We start from the raw sequence: 24,507 nt of genomic DNA on the forward strand, positions 1-24,507 counted from the left end.
AAAAAATTACTGAATAGTAATTGATGGCCGCGTTTTGCAGTGTCGGGGCGTCGTGCGCTGGGGGGTATTGTACTTCAACCGGAGCTCGGTTTGGAAGGGCAGACGAATTTTTTGTCGCCGGGATGCCCGGCGACAAACCGATCACCGCAAGGTGTCCGGAGAAGGTTCACCGTTTTTACGTGCCTTCGGCTTGACCGGATGGTGTCGGAATATTGGATCGTTTGAACGGTGATCTGTGCCAACGAAGTTTGAGTCGGCTGCCATATCCGTGCTATGATGGAAAACAGTTATCAGGGAACGGCTGGAATTTCCTAGTCCTTGACCAGCCGGGGGAATTTTTTTCATATACTGCAAGAGAGAAAGAGGTGAGAAATGCCGATCCACAAGATCAGTCCCGAGAACGCATGTCTTCAATGCCCGCAGGAGATGTTCACCTTTGAAACGACCGACGAGATCCATGATGTCGCTCATATCGTCGGTCAGGATCGCGCCTTGGAAGCCGTCGAGTTCGGTATCGGCATCGAGCACAAGGGTTTCAACCTGTTTGTCATCGGCCCCCAGGGGACCGGACGCCATACCGTCATCCGTTCGTTTATCGACCAGAAGGCCCTGACCCTGCAGGCGCCCCGGGACTGGTGCTACGTCAACAACTTCCGTCAGTCCCACAAGCCCCTGGCCTTCGATTTCCCCCAGGGGGAGTCGCTGGTCTTCAAGAAAGAGATGCATGACCTCATCGATTCGCTGCGGGTGACGCTGAGCACCGTTTTCGAAGGTGACGACTTCAAGTCTCGCATCAAGGCGGTCAACGAGGAGTTTAAACGCAAAGTCGACCGTCTCTACCACCAGGTCGAAGAACAGGCCAAGCGGGAAAGCATTGCGGTCGTCAAAAGCGAGCAGGGGATCATGGTGGCGCCGATCGACGGCGCCGGCAACATTCTCGATACCGAATCCTTTCGCAAACTGCCCGAGGCGGTCCGCCAGCGGATCGATGAACTGATTGAAAAATACCAGACCGTCCTGCAGGACGGTCTGCAGCAGGTCACCCAGATGAAGCGGGAAGCGGAAGGGGCGAAAAACAAGATCAAGGAGGACCTGGCCCGCCAGGTGGTCTCCAGTCTGACCAGCGCCCTGAAAAGCAAATATCAGAGCCGGGCGGCGCTGCATCAGTATCTGCAGGATGTTGAAAACGACATTATCGAACGGGTCGACGATTTTCTGTATCGCGCCGAAGAGGGTCGGGAAAACTTCATCAACCTGATGACCGCCCATGTCCCGTCGTTTGACCGCTACGAGGTCAACGTTCTCGTCGCCAATGAAAGCTCCAGCGCGCCGGTGGTCTACGAGGATCTGCCGACGTACCAGAATCTCCATGGCCGTATCGAAAACTGGGCGAAAATGGGCATGCTGTCGACCCATTTCACCCTGATCAAACCGGGTTCGCTGCACATGGCCAACGGCGGGTATATCATCATCGATGCCCGGCGGCTGCTGATGCAACCGTATGCCTACGAGGGGCTGAAGCGGACCCTGCGCGCCAGGCAGATCCGGATCGAGCCGCTGGAGCGGCTGCTCGGTTTCATGAATACCGTCTCGCTCGAGCCGGAGCCGATCCCACTGCGGGCCAAGGTCGTGCTGATCGGTGATGCGTATCTCTACTACCTGCTGAAACACTACGACGCCGAATTCGACTCGCTGTTCAAGGTCCAGGTCGATTTCGAACATGCCATGGACCGGACGCCGGAGAACGTCCGCCTCTATTCCTCGCTGGTCGCCGGCATGGTCCAGTCCGAGAAACTGCTGGCCCTCGACCGCAGCGGCATGGCCCGGCTGGTGGAGCACAGCGCCAGGGTGGCGGGAGATTCGGGCAAGATATCCCTCTATCTCGAACAGTTCTGCGACATCGTCAAGGAGGCCGATTATCTGGCGCGAAAGAACGATAAGGCCGTGATCTCAGCAGTCGAGATCGTGGCGGCGCTGGCGGCGGCCCGGCGCCGGGCCGGTCGCATCCGGGACCGGATGTTTGAATACATCGACCAGGGCATCCGCCATATCGCCACCGACGGCGAGGAGGTGGGACAGATCAACGGGCTGTCGGTCATCTCCCTTGGTTCCTCTTCGTTCGGCATCCCTTCGCGGATCACCGCCCTGACCCGGCCGGGCAAGGAAGGCGAACTGATCGACATCGAAAAGAAAGTGGAACTTGGTGGTCCTATCCATTCGAAAGGGGTATTGATCCTCGAGTCGTTCCTCCGGGCCCGTTATCTGCGGACCATGCCGATCGGCCTGCGGGCGAGCCTGGTGTTCGAGCAGTCCTACGGCGGCGTCGAGGGTGACAGCGCCTCCTGCGCCGAACTGTGCGCACTGCTCTCGTCCCTGGCAGGTGCCCCGATCAGGCAAACGCTGGCGATAACCGGATCGGTGAGCCAGCGGGGTGAGGTGCAGGCGATCGGCGGGGTCAACGAAAAGATCGAGGGATTTTACGATCTCTGTCAGGGGCGGGGCCTGACCGGCGGGCAGGGGGTCATTATCCCCGAAGCCAATGTTCGTCACCTGATGCTGAAGGAGGAGGTGGTGGAGGCGGTGGCGAGCGGGACCTTCCATCTCTGGTCCGTCAGCCATGTCGATGAGGCGATTGAACTGCTGACCGGCATTTCAGCCGGTGAACGCGGCGCCGACGGGGAATATCCGGATGACAGCATCAACGGCAGGGCGGAGAATGCCCTGAAACAATTCGTTCTCAATCTCCGGGCCTTCGATAAACCCAGGAAGGACGAGGAGAAAGACGACGGAGAGGCGTTGGATGCGGCACCATCTTCGTGAACGCCGCTCTTCCCTGGGGGGCATTCTCTCGTGATATTATCGCTACCACTGCGGCCAATCTGCTGCTGATTGCCACCGCGATGCCGTCAATCGCCGGCGATGCCAGGGGGTATGTGCCGGCGCCGCCGGGGACGAAGAGAGTCCTGCTTCATTTTAGGCACTCGTCGGGAAATAACCGGTACAGAAGCGGCGACAAGGCGGCGACGGATTTCAATCTCGACTCCAACCTCCAGATCCTGAGACCGCTGTACTGCTCATCGTTGGCCTCGATGCCGGTATCGATTCAGGCCCTTATCCTCTCTGGTGGCACGGTGGTTGACGGCGCCAGTGTCGGCAACCAGTTCCCTCGTCAGTTCCGGCCGTCCCGACGATCTTTGCCGGGATCTCCGGAATTCCGCAGACGTTGTCGACCTGCAAAATCACGAGATCTAACAGCCAAATTCCGCAAAATCGGTGATCACCAATTCCCCTTCGATCTTTCAAGTTGTGCGGCAGAGGACGTATTCACCCTGCTCGCTGCGTACATGATCGAATTCTCCGACATCGTCCACCAGCCGTTTGGCTGACCGGGGACGTCCTGGTCTTGCAGTCCGTTGGCGGTAGCGGTACAATGGGTGACCGGGTTGTGACAGCCCAAGTCATGCGACAATCAAAAAGAAATCAGAGGAGAAAAAATGGCCACAACGAAAGAAAATTTGAAAGAGGCATTTGCCGGCGAAAGTCAGGCCAACCAGAAATACCGGGCCTTTGCCAAGAAGGCGGAGAAAGAAGGCTTCGTCAATATCGCCAAGCTGTTCCGGACAACCGCCGAAGCTGAGAGAATCCATGCCGAAGGTCACTTGAACGCGCTGGATCACATCCATTCGACGGCGGAAAATCTGCAGGCGGCAATCGATGGCGAGACTTTCGAATTTACCGAAATGTACCCGCCGATGGTGGAATTGGCGCAGTCCGAAGGACACAAGGCCAAAACCATGTTCAAGTTTGCCGTCGATGCCGAAGCGGTTCATGCCAGAATCTACCAGAAAGCCCTCGAGGCCGTGAAAAAAGGGGTGGATATGGATGTCAGCGATTTTTATCTGTGTCCGGTCTGCGGTTATATCGAAGTCGGCAGTGCCCCGGACAAATGTCCGGTCTGCGGGGCTTTGAAGAAAATTTTCGTCAAGGTTGATTGAAACTTCGCCAATGGTCCGGCAGATCATCGAGTGATACAGGTCTGCCGGACACGCTCTCTGCGTGATGGATCTTCGGTCGGTTTCCACAGCCGCAATCAAGGATGATCCGGTCATACCGTATATCTGAATCTTCCCCATCTCTTTTTCTGACGCTTGTCATCATCCCCTGCCTGCTATTGTGGTCTTCCCGGTTGTTGTAGGTTCCGTTTACGTTTTGCCTCCAGCGCCCGCTGCAACAATAGCTTTTCAGGTCTTCGGGCTTTTCCCGGACTGTCGTTTGAAGCGGTTGTCATATCAAACAATCGCCGTCATTACGGGTTGGTTTAATCGACGGTGATGTGTTTTTCGAGCAGGATCGACAGACTTCATTGCATGCTGTGTGATTCCGATTGTCAAAGAAAAGGAATATTATATCGTTCTGTTATCATCATTGCCTCTTGTAAACGGACATCTTGATGAATAATCTTTTGGCGAGAAGCATTGGCCTTCAAAATTGAAGGCACGATCTCTGGAGAACCGTTTCATATCGAGAGATAAAACCTGTGATTTTAATGTAATGGGAGGTACTTTTGGTGGCGATAATGATAGTGTCAGAAGAACGTTCATGGCGTTGAATCGAGTAGTAACATACCTGTGATAAGAGAAAATCATTTGAAAAGAAGATTTTTATATATTGGAATTTTTCATATTCAGGTTATTATCTTGCCATTGTTGATGTAGTCGATTCCAGATTAAGTCTATAATGCGTTTATCCAAACAAAAAGATGTTGAAATTGGAGGTTAACCTTCAGGTCTACATCGATTGATGCTGCAATCATAAAAAAGGAGAATATTGATGACAGATAAGCCAAAGCAAAGAAGAGTCAGACTTGGGAATGATACAGAGTTCTTAGGAAAGCTGATAGCGATTCTTGAGAAAGAGAAGCTCACAAAAGAAGAACTTGCACAAAGATTGGGTCTGGATAATGCAAAAAAAATTTCCGATACGGTGTTGCTGGCTGCAGTGAAACTTGCAGGAGACAGTGCTTTCCTTGCCAATCTCGGTGGAAAAACGAGTGGAAGAACTAAAAAAGGGGCGCAATACGCTCAGAAGAAAGGGTTGGTCATTCCGGCGTGGCTGTTTGAGGGAAAAAATGTCGCCGATGGGCAGCGGTTTGAGGTCCAGTTCGGACGGAAGGGAATCATTACCCTCAGGCCTCAGGCTGAAGAGAATGCTTGATTGTGCATCATCCGAGGGCAAGGGCGGTAGCTGGCATATCAATATGTCGCCCCGGAAAACTGCCTGAGTGTAGATCCCGAAATATCCTTTATCCGACACTCCCGGTTCAGTTTCGCCGGAGTGTCGGATCTTTGCGCCAGGTTGTCTTACTTCGTTAAAACACATCTTGAAAATAACGGCCGGGGTCGTCTGCTTGGATTGCAGTTGTCGATCGTCGTGGCAACAGCTCATGGTCATCTGTCCTGAACGGGCTGATCAGCCGGTTGTGCCTGACTGTTGAGAATGGGCACAAGCTAAAGCCGGCACGGCTTGATTCCGCTCTTCCCTTTTTCCTTCACTGGTTCAATATCCTGGACATCCTCGACGCAAACCTGCACGAACAGTGGTTTTCTGCCTCTGCGTCGGCGGCGAAAGCGCTGTATGATTTTTATTCGCCGACCGGTGATGTGTGCCGCACCGGGCTCGGCAGCTCCTTCAATGCTGTTCGTTACATAGGAGATTTTACATAAGGTGTTTATAGAAACGCCCTAGCCATATATCGTAGCTGCATCGCCTTGACCATCCGATTACTGCATGTTATGAGAAAGAGAATGATCTGAAATTTTCGATTATTATTATCGAATCGAGGATTTGCCGTATGTATCCACAGCCATCTTTCCCTGTATATTTCATGAACCCGATACAAAGTGATCAAAAGCACTTTTTCTGATTGCGACTGGCCGAAATATCTGATCGTTATTCGCTGAGTGGTTTGCAAGGACATGGATGGAGAATGAAAAGACGACCTGCTGTTCCCAGGGTTTGATAGATCAGGCCTGATTTGAACGTAAAACATGTGAGTGGTTGAACAGATGGAAAGCAAGACCAACAGGATTGATGGCCCTGAACACCTCGCCGTCGAATCAGATCAAGCCGGTGCCACGCCTGGAAAAGTCAAGTTTGAGGTATTTGGTGAGGAAATGATCGAAAAGGAGGTCAAACTCAGCGGAAACAGCGGCAGAGTGTATTTGCCTCCGGCCTGGGTAGGCCACCGTGTGAAGATTATCAGATTAGACTGAGGACGAGCTGAAAAAAATGAATCCAGATGAAATAAGCGCCTCTATCAGGAAGATGAGACTCGATGATATCGACGATATCAAGAGAATTTACCAGCATATCACCCAGTAAGCCCTTCTTCAAGATTTCAGAGAGTTGGTGGAAAATCCTTGCGAAAAACGGGCTCTGGAGTCGAATTGCTTTGTGGCCGAATTCGAAGACAAGGTCGTGGGCTTTATGATCAGTTTCGTTATCGCCTTCAGCTTCGGTATGGAAAGAAGTGCCTGGATCGCCACCATTGAGTAGAGCCGAAGTACATGGGGAAACAGATTGGAACCCGGTTAGCCAGGGAGATCTTTGCATTTTACAAAGACCAGAGCATCACCAATCTTTACGCCTCCGTCCAGTGGGATGCCACAGATGTCGTCTCCTTTTTCAAGACATTGGGATTTCATCGAAGCGACTTCATTAACCTGCAAAAATCGCTGTAGTCCTGCTTTTCATTCCTCCTCTCTTCCGTAAAGAAATAAAGGGCCCCAGGTCCATGGTGCCCTCGAGGCCAGCCTTTTGTTGAGTGGGTGCCTTCAGGTGTGACTCTGTCACCGAGTTCGACCTCCCGGCAAAGACCATCCACGTTGTGGCGTGGATGGTCTTTGCACTTTGTTCTTTGCCAACACCCGTCGAAACTTCCACGGGACCTTTACCGCGGCCGTCTTACCGCTTTTTCGCAGGGACTTTTTTGACCAGCGGCCATTTGTCGAAAAAGGTGTTGTAATACAAAAAGCACATAAGCCAGACGAATTGACCTGCCAGAACTCCCATGACCGGGTAGCCCCAACCCAGGTCGGTACCGCCAAACGGGATGTACTTGAATGCCTTTATCCAGAAAAATCCGAATCCAAGACCCACGATCCACCATATGCCGATGCGGATAAAAATTCGCAGGGCCTGATTTTCGACCATTGCCGCCGTTGGCCAATCATCAAACACATGGTGCCACAGCAGGGTGGCGATTACTACGGAGAGGGCAATCGAGGCAACGGCGACGTCCGGAGGCGCACCGGGCAGCAGATTTAATGGATGGATGAGCGTTTGCAGGACTTTTAACTGCACAAACCCCATGACAATGGTGATGATGAGGCCGATGATCCCCATCCAGGGTTGTTTCTTGGCAAAGAATTTCATGGGATAGTGTTCGCCGCCCTCTGCTGGAATCAGGAACCACCAGATAAAGCATTGGGCATAGGCGACAAAAGTTGGCCAGGATCCCATGGGTTTGGAGACGACTTCGTGTTCGCCGATCTGTAAATGAAAGAAACTCGGAATAATGAGGGCGAACCAGGCAAGAAAGCAGAAATACGAGCTCAAAGACCAGGCTCCCACACTATCCCATGGCGCCTTGATGTTCCCGGCAAAGGGCCATTTGTGAAACAAGGCGGCGTAACCGATATTGGCCATGATGACGGGGAGGGCGTAGAAGTTGCTGGCCTCCCACCCTTCAATGGCCAGTGTGACCTGTTCAGCGGTCTGGGGCAGGAAAAGTGTTGCCAGGCTGAATGGTTTCCACCACAGCCCGCTCAGCCCGACAATGACCAGAAAACCTACCACACCAACGATTAGACCGACTGCGGAATACCAGATTCCGGCCCAGGGCTGTCGGTTTGTCATCGAGTACTTACCGTAACCACCAAAGAGCAGGGCCTGCCAGATCCAGGCGTTGATGACCATCCAGAAAAACGTCGCCTCGGCAAAGACCTGGACAAATTTTCCGGTTGTTTTGGCATCCACCTCCTGCAGACCCGGTGCGCCGAAGGCCAGAATAATGGTTTTAGAAATCCATCCCCAGACCGGCCAATAGATCAGGCTCAGGATGAAGCAGGCCACAGCGGCAACGATTCCCGTTGTGATCAAGCTGCTGAAACTGCGTTTCTCGATAAATTCATCCATAACTGTTTTCACCTGTCTTGTTGTTAGGTAAGCATTCTATGCTCTCAACTCGAAGCGCTTGAGCTTTCCGGTCGCGGTTTTGGGTAGATCATCGACAAACTCGATCCAACGAGGATATTTGTAGTGGGCGAGCGTTTTTTTGACATACTCCTTGAGATCCTTTTTCAGTTGATCGTCCGGATTGTAGCCACGTTTCAACACAACAAACGCCTTTGGTTTGACAAGATTTTCGTCATCCGTCGCCCCGACGACGGCACATTCGAGCACCGCTGGGTGCTCGATCAGGCAGGCCTCCACCTCGACCGGAGAGACCCAGATTCCACCCACCTTGAGCATGTCATTGGTCCGACCGATGTAGTAGAAGTAGCCTTCGTCATCCAGAACGTATTTGTCATCGGTATTCAACCAGTCGCCCAGCATGGTGCTTTTCGTCTTTTGGTGCTTGTTCCAGTATGCGGCAGCGGCGCTGTCGCCTTTGACAAGCAGGGTGCCGACCTCTCCCTTCGGTACGTCCTGAAAATTTTCATCGACGATGCGGGCGTCATAGCCGGGAACGATTTTGCCCGAACTTCCCGGCTTGGCCTTGCCCGGGACGTTGGAGATGAAGATGTGGCTCAATTCGGTGGAACCGATGCCGTCGATGATCTCTACCCCGTGCCGCTCCAGCCAGCGTTTGAAGATTTCGGCCGGCAAGGCTTCGCCGGCGGAGACGCAAAGCCTGACCCCGTCGAGACTGCCCTCGTCCTGCAGCATCGAGCCGTAGAGGGTGGGGACGCCGAAGTACAGGCTTGGTCGGTAGTGGGCGATGGTGCGGTAGACTGATTCCGGGACCGGCCGCTCCGGCATCAGGACGGAGGTCGCGCCGACGCTGAAGGGGAAATACAGGCCGTTGCCGAGGCCGTAGGCGAAGAAGAGCTTGGCCGCCGAGAAGCAGATATCGTCTTCCTTGACTCCCAGGACCAGTTTGCCATAGGTCTCGGCGGCATAGACCATATCATGCTGCAGGTGGATAGTTCCCTTGGGCTGGCCGGTGGAGCCCGAGCTGTAGAGCCAGAAGCAGGCATCGTCCGGGGTGGTCGGGGCCGCCTCGAGCTCGGCGGAAGCCCCGGCAACGAAAGCATCGAAACCAATGGCGCCGGCGGGAGTCTCACCACCGGCCACGATGACATGCTTCAGGAAGCGGAGTTTGTCTTTGATCGGTTCGAACTTCTCGTAGAGATCGGCATCGATGATCAGGGCCTTTGCTCGGCTGTCATTGAGGAAATAGAGATAATCCTTTGATTTCATCAAGGTATTGAGACAGATCGGGACCGCCCCGATCTTGATGGCCCCGAAGAAGGCCTGGGGATAGACCTCGGAATCGAGCAGCAACAGGGCGACTCGATTTTCCATTTCGATGTCCAGCCCCTTGAGGGCATTGCCAACTCTATTCACCCCTTCCTGGATCTGGGCGTAGGTAAAGGCCTTGTTCCTGCAGAGAACCGCGGTCTTATCGCCTCGGCCTTCGCGGATGTTTCTGTCGACGAAGTAGTCGGCGGCGTTGAACGTTTCAGGGAGATTCAATTCAACATGCATTTTTTTTCCTCCATGTGCCTGGTTAGTTGGACAATGCCCTGGTGGGCAACGGGTGGTGTGCACTACACCCGTTAATAAGCAATAATCGGGCCAGAAAAAAAAATGGTGAAATTCAGCTGGAGAAATTTATAAAGGTAATGATTATAGGAAGATAGGATGAAATCAGAGGAAGGTTGATATTGGCATCTCATCGACCGTGGGGAAAGTTTTTTTCTTAGGGAGAAAAGTCTTTATCTGGAGATGCCTTTATTTGCGACCGCCATCGATGATTTCAACCAGAACCCCATTGAGTGCTCCCGGCTGGAGAAAGGCATAGTGTGAGCCTTCCCATACCCGTGGTTTCTGATCGATCATATCGTAATGGTTGGCGTTGAGGATCGGGATGGCGGCTGCCGTGTCCGGCACCTTAAAGGAGATGAGCATGACTCCCTCGCCATGCTTGTCGATAAATTTGTCGACATGACTGCCGCTTCTCGTGGAGCGTATCAGTTCGAACCCCACCTCGCCCACGTTATATCTGGCGACTTCGATGGCCTCCTCGGCGAAGCTGTACTCGAGGTCGGGCTCGGCCTTGCCGAAGAGTCGTCCCCACCTCTGTTTAGCCTCCTGCAGGTTCCGAACCGCGATACAGATATGGTCGATTTTATTGATGCCGATCATCGGCGATATCCTCCGTGGGCAGCGGCTGACCGCCTGGTTTCCGGCAGCCGGGGCGAAAGTGGCCGGGGTATCCGGCGTTGACGGTCAATGGAACGAACAGCCATCCGGTGGCTTGATATTGTATTTCTGAATTTTACTCCGTAGTGTGGGCAGGGAGATCTCAAGCCGCTGGGCGGCCTCGGTTCGTCTCCAGTTCAAGGCATCCAGGGTGTTCTTGATATGCTCTTTTTCGATGCTGACCAGTGAACGGATGGAACTGTCGGATTCTTCGGTCTGCCGGTACTTGCGCAGGATCTTGTCGATGTCGTTGAGCAGCAGAACACTGCCCCGCGTCTGAACCACCGCTTCGATCAGGACATTCTCGAGTTCGCGGACGTTGCCCGGCCACTGATGGACCTTCAACCGCTCCAGGACGCCGGCCTGGAAGTGCAGGACCTCGGTATTCAATCTCAGATTGATTTTCTGGAGGAAATAATCGACCAGGTCGTCGATGTCCGACAGCCGTTCGCGCAGCGGCGGCAGTTGGATGATGACCACCCGCAGGCGGTAAAAAAGATCGCGCCTGAACTCGTGCTGGTTGACCATGTTGAACAGATCGCGGTTGGTGGCGGCGATGATGCGACAGTTGGATTTCAGGGTCTCCTGGCCGCCCACCCGCATGTATTCATGGCGCTGAAGAAACCCCAGCAATTTGCCCTGCACTTCATAGGCCAGCTCCCCGATCTCGTCCAGAAAGAGGGTGCCGTTGCCGGCGAGCTCGATCTTGCCTTTCTGGGTGCGGTTGGCCCCGGTGAACGCCCCTTCCACGTGGCCGAACAACTCGCTTTCGATCAGGTTGGTGACCACCGAGCTGCAATCGAGGGTGACGAACGGTTCATTGGCGGCAATACTGTTGCGGTGAATGGCCCGGGCGACGACTTCCTTGCCGGTGCCGGTCTCGCCCTGGATCAAAACAGTCGTCCGTTTCTGACAGGCAAGGCCGATGGTTTTGAAGATCTTCCGCATCTGATCACTGTTGCCGATGATCAGGTTCGGATTGAAATCCTTCGACTGGGGCAGGCCAAAAGTCTTCTCCTCCTGCTCAGCCTCGAGGATGCTGGTAACACGCTGGATTGCATCCTCGATCAGATCGACGTCCAGCGGCTTGTGAATATAATCGAAGGCGCCTGATTTCATCGCCTCGATAGTGGTGGCCATGTCGTGATAGGCGGTGATCATGATGACCTTGGCGAGATGGCCTTCGTTGTGGATCCGGCTCAGGATCTCCAGTCCGTTGCCGTCGGGCAGGTGGATATCGATGATGACGATATCCGGCAGCTGGTCACGGAACAGGGCGAACCCGGTTTCGCCGGTTTCCGCCTTCATCACCTGATGGCCCTTTTCAGTGAAAAACATCTCCAGGGTTTCCAGGATGGATATCTCGTCATCGATCAGCAGGATCTTCAGCTTCATCGCACCGTCCTCTTATTGCACCGGGATCTGGATGGTAAAGCAGACGCCGTTGGGAAATCCATTGCGCACTTCGACCCGGCCCATATGGGCCTCGGCAATACGTTTGACGTTGTTGAGTCCCAACCCGGTGCCCCTGGCCCTGGTGGTGAAGAACGGCTTGAAAATATCGCCGATGATCTTCTCGGGGATTCCCGGCCCCTCATCGGAAACCATGATTTCCACCATCTCTCCGAGTTCCTTGTCGTACTGGCTGCGCAGATGGATCTTCTTGCCCTCCGACGAGGCCTCGACGGCGTTGAGCAGCAGGTTGAGAACGGCCTGGATGAGCAGTTGTCCGTCAATGGTCATCGGGGGAAGGTTGGGATCGAGGTCGGTCCTCAGGATGATGTTCTCCGCCTCCAGTTTCATTTCCAGCAGTTCGATCGAAGACCGCAGCAGGTCGTTCACCGACTCCTGCCTGACATTCAAGCGGATGGGTTTGGCGAAATCGAGCAGTTCCTGGAGAATCTTTTCGAGACGTTTGACCTCCCGGACTGAGATATCGACTCGTTTCTGATCGTTGCCCTGCAGGAGAGGGTTCTTTTTGAGGATCTGCAGATTCATCTGCACCGCCGACAAGGGGTTGCGGATCTCGTGCGACAGCGAGGTGGTCATCCGGCCGATGTCTGCCATCCGTTCCGATTCACGGATTTTCTGCTCCAGTTCAACGCGGGTGGTGATGTCGCGGCAGATGCCGATGACGGAAACCCTGCCGTTCCATTCGGTGACCTTGGAAAAAATTTCAGTGGGGTAGCTTTCGCCATTGCGGGCCAGGCGCAGATATTCGAGCATCGGTAGGGGATCCTTGGTCGCCAGTTTGCGAAAATAGGATGCCTTGACCTTTTTGCGGTGGCGTGGATCGACGAAGCCCCAGAACTTCTGGCCGATCATCTGCGAGGGCTGGTAGCCGTGCATCAGTCCGAGCGCGGAATTAACAAAGACCAGAACCTCATCGTGAATGACGAAAAAGCCGTCATTGATTTCCTCAACCAAAATCTTATACCGTTGCTCCGACTCCTTCAATTCAGCTGTGCGAAGGCGCACCTGTTCTTCCAGAAACTGATTCTGCTTGAGAATTTTCTCCTGCTGCATTGATTGAAACAGGTCGCTGAACCGATGGATGGTATGGGTCAGACATTGGTTGATGGATTGGATGGCATCCTGCAATTCGTCGCCCGGGATTTCTTTGATCAGCAGGGGAATGGAAATGCTGCGGAACAACTCGAAGGCCATCTGGACATCGGAGAGAGGAAAGCCGGTCATCAGCCGCATTCGCGCGATCATTTCGATAAAGCTGTTGATGCTTCTGAAATCATTGACAAACAATGCGGTTATGAATGCCTCGTAGGCCTCCGTTACTGTGGCGGTAATCTCCTCCTCCGGCCGATTGGCATACATCTCGCTGACCTGGGTCCTGAGCGAATGAACCCATTCTGCAATGATGGCGGGTTTATTATCGTCAAAAATGGCGATCAGTGAAGATCTCATAGGAGCTCTTCCGGTGGAGAAGGCTGTTGGTCCAACAATGAATGGACGGCCACTCGGAAGACAGGTGTCACTCTATCTTCCGGTGGCCGCTATGCGTAAAAGGGATACATCTCTCGCCCCTGCACCTGTCAAACACAGTCCTCTGGCCGCGTATCACAAACGGCTGGAGCAGGGCAGGGGGTTTTGTCAAAATTTGAAAGAGAAACTGAAACACTGATCTTCCAGATCACTTGACGAAAAAGATGCAAGGGGCCGTCGCTACGCTTTTTTGAAAATATAGTTCAATTGGCCGTTGGCCAGGTGATTGGCGACGGTGCTCATCGGCATGCCGATCTTAACCTCGGCCAGGTCGAGATCGCCATCGAGACGTCCGAAAACCTGATATTCGCCGTAGTCGAGCATGGCGATGCTGTACGGAACGTCTTTTTCAAAGCCCACCGGGGCGTACTGGAGCTGGCTGTACGATACCAGCTTGCCGGTTCCGCTGACCTCGCGCCACTCCATGTCGCTCGACAGGCATGCCGCACAGTCGGCCCGGGGTGGAAAAAATTTCGCCCCACAGCTTTTGCAGACTGTATACATGACCTTGCCGCCTTCCAGGTGGTCGATGAAATCGTTGACCCGGGTTGTCTTGGTGAAGCTCACCGTGCCGAATTTGCCGAAGCGGACATCTTCCTTTTTTTCACTCATCTCATCCTCCAGATTACTCGTTGCCAAGAATGGTTACGTTGCCGTAGATGCCCACCCCACCGATGTTGTGCACCAAGCCGATCTGCGGATCCTTGACCTGAATGTCGCCGGCTTCACCCCGCAGCTGCAGGACAATCGTGCGGACCTGGCTGCCGCCGGTGGCGCCGATCGGGTGGCCTTTGGAGAGCAGGCCGCCGTCGACGTTGACCGGAATGCTTCCCTCTTTATATGTCTCTTTGCCCCGGATCAGCTCCTTGGCCCCGCCTGGCTCGGCGAATCCCAGGGCCTCGTAGGCCAGCAGCTCGGCGATGGTGAAGCAGTCGTGGACCTCGGCGACATCGATATCCTTGGGCCCGACTCCGGCCATGGCGTAGGCCTCTTTGGCCGCCTGTTCCGCCGCCTTCAGGGCAAAGAGACGATCCCGGCCGGCCAGGTTGACGCTGGCGCTGGCGGTGCCGATCCCCTTGATCCACACCGGTTTCTTGCTGAACGATTTGGCCTTTTCGGCGCTGGCGACGATCAGGCACGAGGTGCCGTCGGCGTTGGCGCAGCAATCACCGACCCGCAGCGGACTGGAGACCGGGCCCGACATCATGTTCTTGGGATCGGTGAAGTTTTCCAGAGCGACGGCCTTGCGGAAGACTGCCCGGTCGTTGAGCTGGCCGTAGGTGGAGGCCTTGACCCGTACTGCCGCCAGATCCTCGGGGGTGGTGCCGTACTTGTCCATATGGGCCTGGGCGTGCATCGCGTAATAGGCCGGCATCATCGTTCCGAAGGGGCTCTCCCACTGGATGTCGGCGCCGCGGCCCATCCGTTCCTGGCTCTCGGCCGAAGAGATCTCCGACATCTTCTGCAGGCCGATGACGGCGACGACGTCGTGGAGGCCGGAGGCCACCATGGCGTAGGCCATCTTGAGGCCGGTGCTCGACGACGAGCACAGGGTTTCGATATAGAAGGTCGGCTGCGGGTTGAGGCCGAGGTACTCGGCCACGACGGCCGACGGTGACCGCTGCTTGTCATATTCCGGGGCCGAGCACAGGATCGAGGCATCGATATCCTTGGCGGTGATCCCGGCGTCGGTGATAGCCTCCTTGAAGCCCTCGAACGCCAGTTCCCTGATCGATCCCGGATAATTACGGACAAATTTACTCTGCCCAACACCTATTATGGCTACTTTTTTCATAGCTGTGTCCTTTTTGAGACGAGCGCCCGGCCTGGCATCTGTGTTCAGAAAACACCCGGCGCAAGGCGCTCATACCCCCCTGCGGGGTGTTAGATGTATTGGCCGCCGTCGACCTTGATGCATTCGCCGGTGATATGCTTGGCCTTGTCCGATGCCAGGAAGGCGATCAGGTTGGCCAGGTCATCGGGCTCGCCGACCCGTTTGAGGACGATCTCGGCCATTGCCATATCGACGATCTTGTCGCGGGCCTCGGATTCCTTCAGCATCGGGGTCTCGATGAGACCGGGAGCGACGGCGTTGACCGTGATCCCGAAGGCCCCAAGTTCCTTGGCTACCGCTTTGGTGTAGCCGATGATGCCGGCCTTGGAGGCGCTGTAGTTGGACTGGCCGAACTTGCCGCGCAGGCCGTTGATCGAGGTAACGTTGACGATCCGTCCGTACTTCTGGTCTTTGAGCAGCGGAGCGGTGTGGCGGGTGAAATTGAAGTAGCCCTTGAGGTTGACCTCCAGGACCCGATCCCACTGCTCTTCGGTCATCTTCCAGCACACGCCGTCCCAGTTCATCCCGGCGTTGTTGACCAGGATGTCGACGCGACCGAAGGCCTCGAGGGCGGCCTTGACCACCGCCTCGGACTCGGTGAAGGAGGCGATGTCGCACTTGACGCAGATCGCCTTGCGCCCCATGCCTTCGATCTCTTTGACGATCGCTTCGGCCTCTTCCTTGTGGCTGCGGTAAGTCAGGCAGACATTGGCGCCTTCCCTGGCCAGCATCAGGGAGACGGCGGTGCCGATACCCTGGGAGCCACCGGTGACGATGGCATTCTTATTTTCCAGTAACATAGTTTTCTCTCTAATATTGTTATTTTTTCTCAGTCGGCATCAAACTCTCGATCAGCTCATCGGTCCAGGGAACGCCTTTTGCCAACCCCTGGCGAAGTTTGACAAAGTCTATTTCACGACCGGTCTCTTTGGTTCCCTCGTTAAAAGCGCGGAAACCTGTCCTGGCTTCATTCATCATATTCAACGCCAACCAGGCCCGGGAGTTTTCCTTATTCTGATTCCAGGCCTGCAGCTTCGGTTTGCGCAGTTCTTCAAGACTCTTGGTCATACACTCGGGGAAGGTCTCGAGGAGTTTAGCACACATCTCTTCAACCTTCTGGTCTAACAGACTGAGGTCAACAACGCCTTCTTTGAGCAAAGCCCGACCTTCTTTGAGTGCAGCGCCGGTCTTAAACTCGCCATGGATCACCCGACCGTATTCGTCGAGCATCTGATCGGTAATAACCATGGGGTTGGCGATGAACTTGCCGTTCACCTTCAACGCGGGCACCAGGTCACCAATGATGCCAAGCCGTGCCGCCTTATGAGCAGAGAACGGCTCACAGAGCGTGCCGGAGATCATGGCCTGCTCACAGCCAATCATCACCGGTAAAAAGTCGGTTGCACCGCCGATAGCAGCCGAACCGTGCTTGGGACCGGCCTGACCAAAATTCGCCAGATCCTGGGCGATGGTAAAGTCGCAGGCCATGCCGATTTCCTGGCCCCCGCCGATCCGCATGCCATTAACCCGGGAAATTACCGGCTTGTCGCAAGCAAGAATCGCCGAAACCATATCATTGAACAGTCGCATGTACTGCCGATATTCCTGAGGATTGCCCGCATAATACTCGGCATATTCCTTGGTGTTTCCTCCGGTACAGAATGCTCTGTCGCCAGTACCGGTGAAGACCACGGCGTTGACTTCACGGTCAACGGATGCACGGCGAAAGGCGAGAATGGTGGCTTTCACCATATCCGTTGTATAGGAGTTGTACTGTTTTGGGTTGTTGAAAATTATCCAGGCATTGAACAAACCTTCGGCCACACTGCCATCAAGACGTTTTGCCGGTCGCTTCTCATATAACACCATGCCGTCGCAGAGTTTTTCCACGTCCCGATCGATCAGGTTGTGATCAATCAGATGCTCCGGTGCCGTTTTGGCGATAACTTCATCCGTTTTACTCATGCTCTATCCTCTTTTTAATTTTGATGTTACGGTACCATGATGGGACGCTGGTTGATCTTGCGCTGGTGCGCCATCTCGAACACCTCGTTGATGGAGTCCAGCGGGAAGGTCTTGACAAACGGTTTGAGATCCATCTTGCCGGCCAGGATCAGGTCGACGACCGGTCGATAGTATTCCGGCACGCAGCCCCAGTTGCCTCGAGCCGTCGCATTGAAGGCCATCAGGTTGGAGAGACGGAGTTCGGCGGTGTCAAGGGTGAAGCCGACGACCGACAGGTGGGCGCCGAAGGTCAGCAGGCCGAAGGCGGTCTTCTGGCCGGCGGCGGTGCCGGAGGTCTCGAAAATCTTGATATGGGTGGTCGATCGCCCCGTCTCCTTGGCCACGCCGTACACCTTCTTGCGCAGATCCTTGAAGGGGATCTCCTTGACATTGAAGGTCGCATCGACATAGGAGGACAGGTTTTCGAGTTTCTGCGAATCGACATCGATGGCCACCACCGCGGCCCCGAAGCTCTTGGCCAGCAGGGCGCCGAAACCGCCGACGCCGCCGACGCCGATGAACACGGCCAGGTCCTTCTCGGACAGACCGGCCTCGATGATGGCCTGATAGGGAGTGGTGATGGCATCGGCCACGACCGACAGCTCCTCCAGGGTGATGCCGGTGGCGCTGATCGGTTTCATGTTTTCGTCGACCGGGACGTTGCACAGCTGCTTGGCCGGCACGACGATGTGGCTGGCGAAGCCACCCTGGATGTCGTTGCCCGGCATCTTCTGGAAGCTGCAGATGTTGCCGCGGCCTTCCTTGCAGGATTCGCATTCGCCGCAGGGCATGACTGCCGGGACCACGACGGCGCATTTGGCCCATGCTTCGGCGCCCGGGCCGGTAGCCTCGACGATACCGCTGATTTCATGTCCCAGGGTCAGCGGCAGAGATGACTTGATCGGAACACCGTCATAGTAGAACCCCAGATCGGTGTGGCACACTCCGCAGCCGCTGACTTTCAGCAGTACTTCGCCGGCCTTCGGCTCAGGGAGGGGGGCTTCAACCCGTTCCAGCGGTTGTTTGGGGCTGACCATCTGCCAGGATACCATTGTTGTCATAATGACTGCTCCTTATCTTTTTTGATGTTCATAGGGGTTACAAATCATGAATGAAATGTTCTTGTCCGTTATAAATGAGAAATTTATCGCCTTTCATGCGGGCGATCATCAGCATGCCAAGATCCTGGGCGAGATGCAGTCCCATGTGCGTGATGCCTGACCTGGAGATGATGGCCGGAATCTCCATCAACGCAGCCTTCATGACAATTTCCGAGGTGAGGCGGCCGGTACTGTAAAATACCTTGTTGCGGCCACTGATCCGTTCCAGCCACATTTTCCCGGCGATGGTGTCGGCGGCGTTGTGGCGGCCGACATCTTCGACGAATATCTCCACATTCCCGTCGCTGCACAGCGCGCAGCCATGCACCGCCCCGGCCGATCGGTAAATCTCGTTGTACGGGGCGAGCGACTTCATCAACCGGCTCAGCTGCGACTGGCGCAGGGCGATGGGCTGCAGTTTGACGGCATAGAGCCCGTCGATCATGCAACTGAAGACGGTTCCCTGACCACAGCCGGTGGTAACCGTCCGTCCGGTCAGCTTCTCCTGGAGTTGGCCGCCGGTACCGTCTTTTGTCTGGATAGAGACGGACTCCGTCGACCAATCGACCCGGACTGATTCGATGTTCTCGATCTCGGTGATCAGGCGCTGGTTGCGCAGATACCCCAGCGCCAGCAACTCCGGTTGGGTGCCGAGCGTCATCAGGGTGACGATTTCATGACCATCGACCTGGATCGTCAGTGGCAATTCACCGGCAATTTCGACCTGCTTCGTCTCACCCTTTTCGTTGATCACCGAAACGGTATGGGTCGGCCGCACCCCGGCATCGGTCATGCGGGGACGGTAACCGATCACCTGTTCTTCCACTCGGGTCGGCGTTTTTCTTCAAAACTTTTGAGGCCTTCGAGGGTGTCTTCAGTGTGCATCAATTGGTTGAGGAATATATCATTGACGCTTTCCATCGCGTCATCGATCGCCATCCCGACATGCTGATTGACCGCCTTTTTGTTGAGTCGGATGATCAGCGGACTGGCGTGCTGAATTTCCTTCGTCAAATTGGCCACCCCTTTTTCCAAGGCATCGTCGTCGAATACATCGCAGACGACGCCCATCTGCTGCATTGACTCGGCACTGTAGCGTTTTCCTGTCGTGCAGATCTCGATCGCCCGCGAAGGACCTACCAGACGAGGCAGACGGACTGCGGCATAGGGCGGCAGAAAACCCAGTTTGATCTCCGGTTGGCCGAATACTGCCGATCTGGCGGCCACAACCATATCGCAGGCAATGGCGACTTCCATCCCGCCTCCCAGACAGGCGCCGTTGACGGCGGCGATGGAGGGGACGGAGAGGGCGTGAATCTGCTTGAGCAGGGCGTCGAAGATACGAATCATGTCCGGAGCCAGATCAGGCTTGTGATCGAGGACTTCCACTCCGGCACACCAACTGGCCCCCTGGGCGGCGATGACCACGCATTTCAACTCGGCATCGGCGTTGAGATCCGCCAATATGGCGGTCAATTCCTGCATCATAGCCATGTTCAACACATTGTGTTTCGGACGGTTGAATGTGATCCGGGCTATTCCGTTCTCCTGTGTCAACTGATGATACGTAAGCTCCATGATTTTCTTACCCTTTGATTCTAGATTTTTGAAAAGGATCGCTGCTGTTGGGAGATGACCTGCTCTATATATTGCGTTCCAGATTAATGGTTTTGGATGGACTGAATTGATTCGCACTGAAAAAATGGATCAATCCGGCATCATTCCAATCGACCAGGGTGTTGATTTTGTTGACCCCGATCTGGCGCAGATGATCGATGAATTCGTCCATCAATTTTTTCCCGACTCCCCGGTGCTGATAGGCGGGATCGATACCGATGGTATCCATACTCGCGACTTCCTGCAGAATACCGAATTGTCCCATGTAGAGCTCGCCCATCAGAAAGCCGATGACGACGCCATTGTCTTCGGCCACAAACGAGGTGGGCAGATAATCTTTGGAGGAGAAAAGTCGTTCAAACTTGAGCTGGTAATATTCAAGACGAGAAGTCTTGACAATTTTCTCATCGATCTTGAGGATGGCCTCGAGATCGTTTTCCGTCATCAGTCGTGTGGTAATGGTATCTTCGGTCATGGGAGCACCTTTTCAGTCGAAGTGGTTTTCTCTTTACCGCCCTTGCGTACGATGGTTCGCTGGTCCAGCGGCAGCGGCGCCGGTACCGGGCCGCCGACGATCTTGGTGACCGCACCGAACCGGGAGGGACAGGCGTTGAGGCAGGTGCCGCATTTGATGCATTTGTCCTGATCGATGACATGGACCACGCCCTTGCCGCCGTCGATGGCCTCGACGGGGCAGCTCCGGGCGCAGATCATGCACGCCTGGCATTTGGCCGGGTCGATATAGTAGGAAGCCACCTCTTCGAACAGCCGCTTGATCTCGTCGAGGCTGAAATGATCTTCGTAGGTGGTTTCATCCTCCAGGCAGACAGTCAGTTTTTCGTGTTTTTCAATCTTGATATAGGGGACCAGCCGGGTGATATCGGACATGACCTCTTCCAGCCGGGCCGGCGAGATTTCCTCGGATTGACCGATGGGACCGAGCTCCTTGATCGTTTTGCAGAAACCGTCCACCTCCGAGGCAAACAGGTTGCCTTCACCGCCCGACATGAAGGCAATGTGCAGCCGCCGGGGATTGAGGCCGATATGCTCAAAGATCTTTTTGCTCAGCAGGGCGAGGTTCAGGGCATGATAGTTGCCATGGGTGATGTAGTTGCATTCACCCAGCCGGCATCCGCCGATGAAGACACCATCCGCTCCCTTGGCGAAGGCCCTCAGGATGTGCGCCAGATCAACCCGGCCCGAGCACATCAAGCGAACCAGCCTCATATTCGTCGAGTATTGCAGTCTGGAAACTCCAGCCAGGTCAGCCGCCCCGTATACTCACCAGTGGCAGACAAACCCGATGATTCTGGGGGTGAACATGTGTCCTTTACTCATGGTTTGTTCTCTCCTTGCTTGTCATTGTACTTCTATCGGTTCGGGAAGCAGCGCATCGATCTGGCTTTCGATCTCCAGGTCGGTGAAATGTTTCAGGACAATTGCCCCGGTGGGACAGACGGCGTTGCACAGCCCGTCTCCCTTGCAGATCACCGGGTTGACGACTGCCTTCTCTCCCTGCCTGGTCTTGCGCAGTTCAATGGCATCGTAGGTGCAGACCTCGACACAGGCGCCGCAACCCATGCATTGTTTCTCGTTGACCTCGCAAACCGCCCCGGACACGGTGACGATGTCGTTGGACAAGAGGGTCAGGGCCCGGCCGGCCGCGCCGTAGGCCTGGTTGACCGCCTCGGGCATGTGCTTGGGATAGTGGGCCATGCCGCAGAGAAAGACGCCATCGGTGGCGAATTCCACCGGCCGGAGTTTGACGTGGCCTTCCTGGAAGAAGCCGTCCGGTCCCAGCGGCACCTTGAACAGGCTGGCAATCTCCTGGGCGCCGCGCGATGGAACAATGGCCGCGGCCAGGACCACCAGGTCGGCGTCGAAGGCAATCTTGCTGCCGAGGATCGAGTCAGTCACCGCCACCTGCAGCACGGCCCGGCCGTCGTCGGCCTCGGCCGCCTCCACCGTCGGCGGATCTTCCGGAGTCCAGCGGATGAAGCGCACGCCTTGATGGGAGGCCTCACGGTAGTAGTTTTCGTTGAAGCCGTAGGTCCGCATATCCCGGAAGGCGATGACGACGTCCATCTCCGGGTTGATCGCCTTGAGTTGCAGGGCGTTCTTGACGCTGTGGCTGCAGCAGACCCGGCTACAGTAGTTGCGGTCCTGGTTGCGGCAGCCGACACACTGGATCATCACCACGCCCTGGGCCCCGGTGACGGCCGCATCGCTTTTGGCGAGGCGTTCTCCCAGCTCCAGGTGGGTCAGGACGCGGTCGTCCTGACCGTACAGGTACTCGGTGGGTTTGTACTCTTCGGCGCCGATGGCGATGACCGCGGCCCCGTGCTCGATGACCGCCGGTCCCCGCTCCGAGGTGATCCGGGTCACGAAGTTGCCGATGTAACCGGTGGCCTCGGTAATCACCGCCTCGTTGTAGACGTGGATCGCCGGATGACGGTAGATCCTGCGGATCAGTCGGGTAAGATCGGCCTGGACGTTCTTCCCGTCGATGGTGGAATGCAGCCGGCGGGCGTTGCCGCCCAGTTCGGCCTCTTTCTCCAGCAGGTAGACGTCGTGGCCTTGATCGGCAATCGACAGGGCGCAGGTCATGCCGGCCAGACCGCCGCCGACCACCAGGGCCGCTCTGTTGACCGGCAGGTCGAATTCCTGCAGCGGTTCGAGTTTGATGGAGCGGGCCACCGACATGCGGACGATATCCTTGGCCTTGGCCGTGGCCGCCTCCTTCTCGCGGGCATGGCACCAGGAGCAGTGCTCGCGGATATTGGCCATATCGAGATAGTACTTGTTGATCCCAGCTTCCTGCAGGGTGTCGCGGAACAGTGCTTCCAGCGTCCGCGGGCTACAGGCGGCGATCACCACCCGATTGAGCGACTTCTCCTTGACGGTATCGACGATCGCCTTCATCGAGTTGGTCGCGCAGGAAAACAGCTGGTTCTGGACATGGACCACATTGGGCAGCGTCTGGACGTAGGCGACCGTATCCGGAACGTCGACCACCCGGCTGATATTGGCGCCGCAGTGGCAGACGAACACACCGATACGCGGCTCTGCCGCGGTGTTGTCGGTCTCCGGAGGGTAGACTCTTTCGGTAGTCAAGCGGCCCCGGCGGGAGTTGAGCAGCTCGCCGCACTGAGCACCGGCGGCACTGGCGGTAAAGACCGATTCCGGAATATCCAACGGCCCCTGGAAGGCGCCGCTGACAAAGATCCCAGGCCGGGTGGTGGCCATCGGGTTGGCGGAGTCGATCTGACAGAAGCCGTGACCGTTGACCTCGATGCCGAACTTTTTCGCCAGGCCCTGATAATCCTTGGGCGGGTTGAGCCCGACCGAGAGGACCACCATCTCGAACTGTTCCTCCTTGACCCCCTCGTCGGCCGTGGCGTAGCGGACGATGACGTTTTTGGTCTCCGGGTCTTCGCCGACGATGGAGGCGTAGCTGCGGATAAAGCGGACGTTCGGAAGCTGCTGGGTCCGCTGGTAGAAGGTCTCGAAGCCCTTGCCGTAGGCGCGGACATCGTTGTGGAAGATCGTGCAGGGAGTTTCGCTGTTGTGATCCTTCGTCAGGATGACCTGTTTCTGGGCGTAGGTGCAGCAGACCGACGAGCAGTAGCCGTTGTCGCCTGCGGTATCGCGGCGGGAGCCGACGCACTGGATCCAGGCGACGTTATGGGGATGACGTCTGTCCGAGGCGCGCAGGATCTCGCCTTCGTACGGACCGGTGGCGCACATCAGCCGTTCGTAGTCCATGCCGGTGACGACGTTCTGCAGCCGGCCGTAGCCATACTCGTCCCGGACTTTGGGATCGAAGACGTCATAGCCGGGGGAGAGAATGACCGCCCCCACCTTCAACTCGATCTTCTCCGGGGTCTGGTGCAGGTCGATGGCGTCGTTCTTGCACGCCCCCTCGCAGATCCGGCATTTCTTTTCCTTCAGGTACAGGCAGCTCTCATCGATGTAGGTGATCAACGGGATGGCCTGGGCGAAGTAGATATGCACGGCCTTGTTGTCGGAGATCTCCTGGTTGTACTGATCGGGATACTCTACTGGGCAATACTCGACGCAGACGCCGCAACCGGTGCATCTGTCTTCGATGATGTAACGCGGTTTCTTGGTCAGCTGGATGGTAAAATCGCCTGCCTCGCCATGAACGCTGTCAACTTCAGTATAGGTAAGAACCTTGATATTGGGATGCCGGCCGACCTCGACCAGTTTCGGTGAAAGTATTCACATCGAGCAGTCGTTGGTCGGATACGTCTTGTCCAGCTGCGCCATGTGACCGCCGATGGCAGGCCCCTTTTCGATCAGGTAGACCTTGAAGCCGGCCGTGGCCAGATCCAGCGACGCCTGAATGCCGCTGATTCCGCCGCCGACCACGATGACGTCTCCAAAGTTGCCTTGGGCGAAACCATCACTGGGTTGTGCAATCAATTGGTTTTCCACGGTTTA

The 24,507-nt window shown here is 55.7% G+C and carries 20 protein-coding genes and 1 pseudogene; 6 read left to right on the plus strand and 15 right to left on the minus strand.

Annotated elements, in window-relative coordinates; translation table 11 throughout:
• Positions 1 to 372: 372 nt before the first annotated feature.
• From HNQ81_RS11965 to HNQ81_RS18165, 6 genes and pseudogenes are all read left to right on the plus strand, one after another.
• Entirely contained in the window at positions 373 to 2,820 is a 2,448-nt protein-coding gene (locus HNQ81_RS11965; RefSeq protein ID WP_183351535.1) for a Lon protease family protein, read from the plus strand.
• Complete coding sequence (locus HNQ81_RS11970; RefSeq protein ID WP_183351536.1) at positions 2,817 to 3,386, plus strand: hypothetical protein; 570 nt, start codon at positions 2,817 to 2,819, stop codon at positions 3,384 to 3,386. Before HNQ81_RS11965 ends, HNQ81_RS11970 begins: the two co-directional genes overlap by 4 nt.
• Positions 3,387 to 3,494: 108 nt before the next feature.
• Positions 3,495 to 3,995, plus strand: coding sequence for a rubrerythrin family protein (locus HNQ81_RS11975; protein WP_183351537.1), 501 nt, complete (start codon positions 3,495 to 3,497; stop codon positions 3,993 to 3,995).
• Between the two features lie 835 nt (positions 3,996 to 4,830).
• Positions 4,831 to 5,214, plus strand: a complete 384-nt coding sequence (locus tag HNQ81_RS11980; protein WP_183351538.1) for a hypothetical protein — start codon at positions 4,831 to 4,833, stop codon at positions 5,212 to 5,214.
• An 851-nt stretch (positions 5,215 to 6,065) separates the two neighbouring features.
• Positions 6,066 to 6,272 (plus strand): DUF2080 family transposase-associated protein, encoded by a 207-nt coding sequence (locus HNQ81_RS11985; RefSeq protein WP_183351539.1) that lies wholly within the window; start codon positions 6,066 to 6,068, stop codon positions 6,270 to 6,272.
• A 291-nt stretch (positions 6,273 to 6,563) separates the two neighbouring features.
• Positions 6,564 to 6,740: pseudogene (locus tag HNQ81_RS18165) on the plus strand (N-acetyltransferase); the annotation flags it as partial.
• A gap of 223 nt (positions 6,741 to 6,963) precedes the next feature.
• Here HNQ81_RS18165 and HNQ81_RS11990 read toward each other — a convergent pair.
• The 15 genes from HNQ81_RS11990 to HNQ81_RS12060 form a co-directional block, all read right to left on the minus strand.
• Positions 6,964 to 8,196, minus strand: coding sequence for a hypothetical protein (locus HNQ81_RS11990; protein ID WP_183351540.1), 1,233 nt, complete (start codon positions 8,194 to 8,196; stop codon positions 6,964 to 6,966).
• A 36-nt stretch (positions 8,197 to 8,232) separates the two neighbouring features.
• The gene (locus HNQ81_RS11995) at positions 8,233 to 9,771 is read right to left on the minus strand and encodes a benzoate-CoA ligase family protein (RefSeq protein WP_183351541.1); all 1,539 of its coding nucleotides are present in this window, start codon (positions 9,769 to 9,771) and stop codon (positions 8,233 to 8,235) included.
• A gap of 246 nt (positions 9,772 to 10,017) precedes the next feature.
• Positions 10,018 to 10,431, minus strand: coding sequence for a VOC family protein (locus tag HNQ81_RS12000; protein WP_221270867.1), 414 nt, complete (start codon positions 10,429 to 10,431; stop codon positions 10,018 to 10,020).
• 84 nt (positions 10,432 to 10,515) lie between these two features.
• A complete protein-coding gene (locus HNQ81_RS12005; protein WP_183351542.1) occupies positions 10,516 to 11,883 on the minus strand; it encodes a sigma-54-dependent transcriptional regulator in 1,368 nt (455 codons plus the stop codon).
• A gap of 12 nt (positions 11,884 to 11,895) precedes the next feature.
• Positions 11,896 to 13,410 (minus strand): ATP-binding protein, encoded by a 1,515-nt coding sequence (locus HNQ81_RS12010; RefSeq protein WP_183351543.1) that lies wholly within the window; start codon positions 13,408 to 13,410, stop codon positions 11,896 to 11,898.
• 258 nt (positions 13,411 to 13,668) lie between these two features.
• Positions 13,669 to 14,100 carry a Zn-ribbon domain-containing OB-fold protein gene (locus tag HNQ81_RS12015; protein ID WP_183351544.1) on the minus strand — a complete coding sequence of 144 codons (432 nt, stop codon included), beginning with the start codon at positions 14,098 to 14,100 and terminating at the stop codon, positions 13,669 to 13,671.
• Positions 14,101 to 14,113: 13 nt separating this feature from the next.
• On the minus strand, positions 14,114 to 15,283 hold the full coding sequence (locus HNQ81_RS12020) for a thiolase C-terminal domain-containing protein (protein WP_183351545.1): 1,170 nt from the start codon (positions 15,281 to 15,283) through the stop codon (positions 14,114 to 14,116).
• Positions 15,284 to 15,372: 89 nt separating this feature from the next.
• The gene (locus HNQ81_RS12025) at positions 15,373 to 16,122 is read right to left on the minus strand and encodes an SDR family oxidoreductase (RefSeq protein WP_183351546.1); all 750 of its coding nucleotides are present in this window, start codon (positions 16,120 to 16,122) and stop codon (positions 15,373 to 15,375) included.
• Positions 16,123 to 16,141: 19 nt separating this feature from the next.
• A complete protein-coding gene (gene oah, locus HNQ81_RS12030) occupies positions 16,142 to 17,287 on the minus strand; it encodes a 6-oxocyclohex-1-ene-1-carbonyl-CoA hydratase (protein ID WP_183351547.1) in 1,146 nt (381 codons plus the stop codon).
• 26 nt (positions 17,288 to 17,313) lie between these two features.
• On the minus strand, positions 17,314 to 18,390 hold the full coding sequence (gene had / locus HNQ81_RS12035; RefSeq protein ID WP_420842282.1) for a 6-hydroxycyclohex-1-ene-1-carbonyl-CoA dehydrogenase: 1,077 nt from the start codon (positions 18,388 to 18,390) through the stop codon (positions 17,314 to 17,316).
• A gap of 34 nt (positions 18,391 to 18,424) precedes the next feature.
• Positions 18,425 to 19,252 carry a formate dehydrogenase accessory sulfurtransferase FdhD gene (locus HNQ81_RS12040; protein ID WP_205240203.1) on the minus strand — a complete coding sequence of 276 codons (828 nt, stop codon included), beginning with the start codon at positions 19,250 to 19,252 and terminating at the stop codon, positions 18,425 to 18,427.
• Positions 19,237 to 19,920 (minus strand): enoyl-CoA hydratase/isomerase family protein, encoded by a 684-nt coding sequence (locus tag HNQ81_RS12045; protein WP_240191678.1) that lies wholly within the window; start codon positions 19,918 to 19,920, stop codon positions 19,237 to 19,239. Before HNQ81_RS12045 ends, HNQ81_RS12040 begins: the two co-directional genes overlap by 16 nt.
• 148 nt (positions 19,921 to 20,068) lie before the next feature.
• Positions 20,069 to 20,518, minus strand: coding sequence for a GNAT family N-acetyltransferase (locus tag HNQ81_RS12050; protein ID WP_183351550.1), 450 nt, complete (start codon positions 20,516 to 20,518; stop codon positions 20,069 to 20,071).
• Complete coding sequence (locus tag HNQ81_RS12055) at positions 20,515 to 21,381, minus strand: hydrogenase iron-sulfur subunit (RefSeq protein WP_275888817.1); 867 nt, start codon at positions 21,379 to 21,381, stop codon at positions 20,515 to 20,517. Before HNQ81_RS12055 ends, HNQ81_RS12050 begins: the two co-directional genes overlap by 4 nt.
• 21 nt (positions 21,382 to 21,402) lie before the next feature.
• On the minus strand, positions 21,403 to 24,501 hold the full coding sequence (locus HNQ81_RS12060; RefSeq protein ID WP_183351551.1) for an FAD-dependent oxidoreductase: 3,099 nt from the start codon (positions 24,499 to 24,501) through the stop codon (positions 21,403 to 21,405).
• Between the last annotated feature and the right edge of the window lie 6 nt (positions 24,502 to 24,507).

This window comes from Desulfoprunum benzoelyticum, assembly GCF_014201505.1.
Classification (GTDB): Bacteria; Desulfobacterota; Desulfobulbia; order Desulfobulbales; family Desulfocapsaceae; genus Desulfoprunum; species Desulfoprunum benzoelyticum.